We start from the raw sequence: 1,920 nt of genomic DNA, 5'->3' as shown, positions 1-1,920 counted from the left end.
CGGCGCAACGCCATCGAGGTCCAGGAACTGGAAGGCCCCGCGCTGGACGACGCGGTGGGCGTCGCGCTGGCGGCGAAGGACATTCTGGCCGAGCGGGCCGGCGGGCGGCGGGGCCGGCGGGCGGCGGCGGGCGGTGGGGTGTGCCGGAGGGTCAGGCGTCCTCGATGTCCGAGATCAGCTTGGTGCTCAGGTCGCTCTGCACCGCCAGCCGGGTGTGCCCGGCGTCGGGGCCGGTGCCCCAGGTCAGGGTGACCGTGGTGAACAGGTGCCCGGCGCCCGAGTCCTGGTAGCGCACCTCCCAGTGCGTGGGCACGTCCTGGGCGCGCAGCACGCCGTCGGCGTGGTTGGCCTCCTCCCAGGCGGCCAGCCGCCGGCGCAGGTCCTCGGTCAGGTAGTGGGCGCGCAGGTGGTCGCCCAGGTCGTCGGTTCCGTCGTCGACGGCGTCGATGTAGGCGCCGTAGAAGTCGGCGACCCGGTCGACCGCGGAGTCGGGGCTGCCGCCGCGCACGGCGGAGCCGGCGGCCTGGTCGTTCTCGTCGTCGGGCATGAGCTTCCCCTCCCGTCGGGCCGGGGCGGCTCGTCGGCCCCGGCCGGTCACAGGTGACCTCGACGGGCCCAACGAGCCGCCCCGGCCGGGGGTTACGGCCGGCGGGGTCACTGCCGGGCGCACTGTCCGTCGTCGTAGGCGGCGCGCGCCGCGAGCACCTGGGGCATGTGGCACTCGGCCCAGGCCTTGATCTGGCGGACGAGCGGCAGCAGGTCGCGTCCGAGCGCGGTGAGCTCGTAGTCGACGCGGGCCGGCACCCCGCCGGTGACGGTGCGGCTGACCAGGCCGTCGCGTTCCAGGGCGCGCAGGGTCTGGGTGAGCATCTTCTCGCTCACCCCGGCCAGGCGCCGGCGCAGGCCGCTGTAGCGCAGCGGCCCGTCGGCGAGGGCGTTGACGACGAGGCTGGTCCACTTGTCGCCGATCCGGTCGAGGAGTTGGCGGGCCGGGCACCAGGCGAGGTAGGCGTCGTAGGCGGCCGCCTCGGCGGCGCGGCGCTGGGCGGCGGTCGTGGTGGTGGGCACCGGCCCACTCTCCTTTCCGTGCGGTACGCACCTTCGGGTACGTCCTTCCCCGTGGAGAGTAACTCTCCTTAGGTTGGGTGCAGTTGTCGAGGCGTGAGGGGTGTGGGTGCGATGCGTGCCGTGGTGGTGCGGGAGTTCGGCGGTCCCGAGGTGCTGGAGGTGGCACAGGTGCCGGTGCCGCAGCCGGGGCGGGGCCGGGTGCGGGTGCGGGTGGCGGCGGCCGGGGTGAACCCGGTGGACGCGGTCACCCGCTCCGGGCTGCTCGCCGAGGCCGGACTGATGGCCGCGCGGGCGGTCACCGGCATCGGCTGGGACGTCGCGGGGACGGTGGACGCCGTCGGCCCCGACGTGGCCGGATTCGCGCCCGGGCAACGGGTGGTGGGCCTGCGCGACCGTCTGGACACCGACCTCGGCACCTACGCCGAGCACGTCGTCCTGGACGCGGACGCCCTCGCCCCGGCCCCGGCGGACGTCCCCCTGGCCCACGCGGCAACGCTGCCGCTCAACGGCCTCACCGCTCTGCAGGCGCTCGACCTGCTCGACCTGCCGGCCGGCTCCACCCTGCTGGTCACCGGCGCGGCGGGCGCGGTCGGCGGCTTCGCCGTCGAACTGGCCGCCCTGCGCGGCCTGCGGGTGGTGGCGCTCGCCGGGGAGGACGACGAGAAGACGGTGCGCGAACTGGGCGCCGAGTGGTTCGTGCCGCGCACCGCGCCCGATGTCGCCGAGGCCGTACGGCAGTCGGTGCCCGGCGGGGTCGACGGGGCGATCGACGCCGCCCTGCTGGGCGTACGGGCCCTGGGCGCGGTGCGCGGGCGCGGCGCCTTCGTCGCGGTCGCGGCGGGCAGCGCGCCG

General features: G+C 76.2%; 3 protein-coding genes. 1 reads left to right on the top strand and 2 read right to left on the bottom strand.

The window, feature by feature from the left end:
* Window positions 1-151: 151 nt before the first annotated feature.
* Both AB0E96_RS40710 and AB0E96_RS40705 read right to left on the bottom strand, forming a co-directional pair.
* Entirely contained in the window at window positions 152-547 is a 396-nt protein-coding gene (locus AB0E96_RS40710; protein ID WP_359831838.1) for a hypothetical protein, read from the bottom strand.
* Between the two features lie 107 nt (window positions 548-654).
* A complete protein-coding gene (locus tag AB0E96_RS40705) occupies window positions 655-1,068 on the bottom strand; it encodes a helix-turn-helix domain-containing protein (protein WP_359831836.1) in 414 nt (137 codons plus the stop codon).
* A 111-nt stretch (window positions 1,069-1,179) separates the two neighbouring features.
* Between AB0E96_RS40705 and AB0E96_RS40700 the strand changes: the two genes are divergently transcribed.
* A partial coding sequence (locus tag AB0E96_RS40700) for a zinc-binding dehydrogenase (RefSeq protein WP_359831834.1) occupies window positions 1,180-1,920 on the top strand: 741 nt, incomplete at its 3' end.

Origin of the sequence: Kitasatospora sp. NPDC036755, assembly GCF_040636595.1 — a bacterium.
Lineage (GTDB): Bacteria > Actinomycetota > Actinomycetes > Streptomycetales > Streptomycetaceae > Kitasatospora.
Note: the sequence above shows the minus strand (reverse complement) of the source record. Positions and strands in the feature narration are given on the sequence as shown.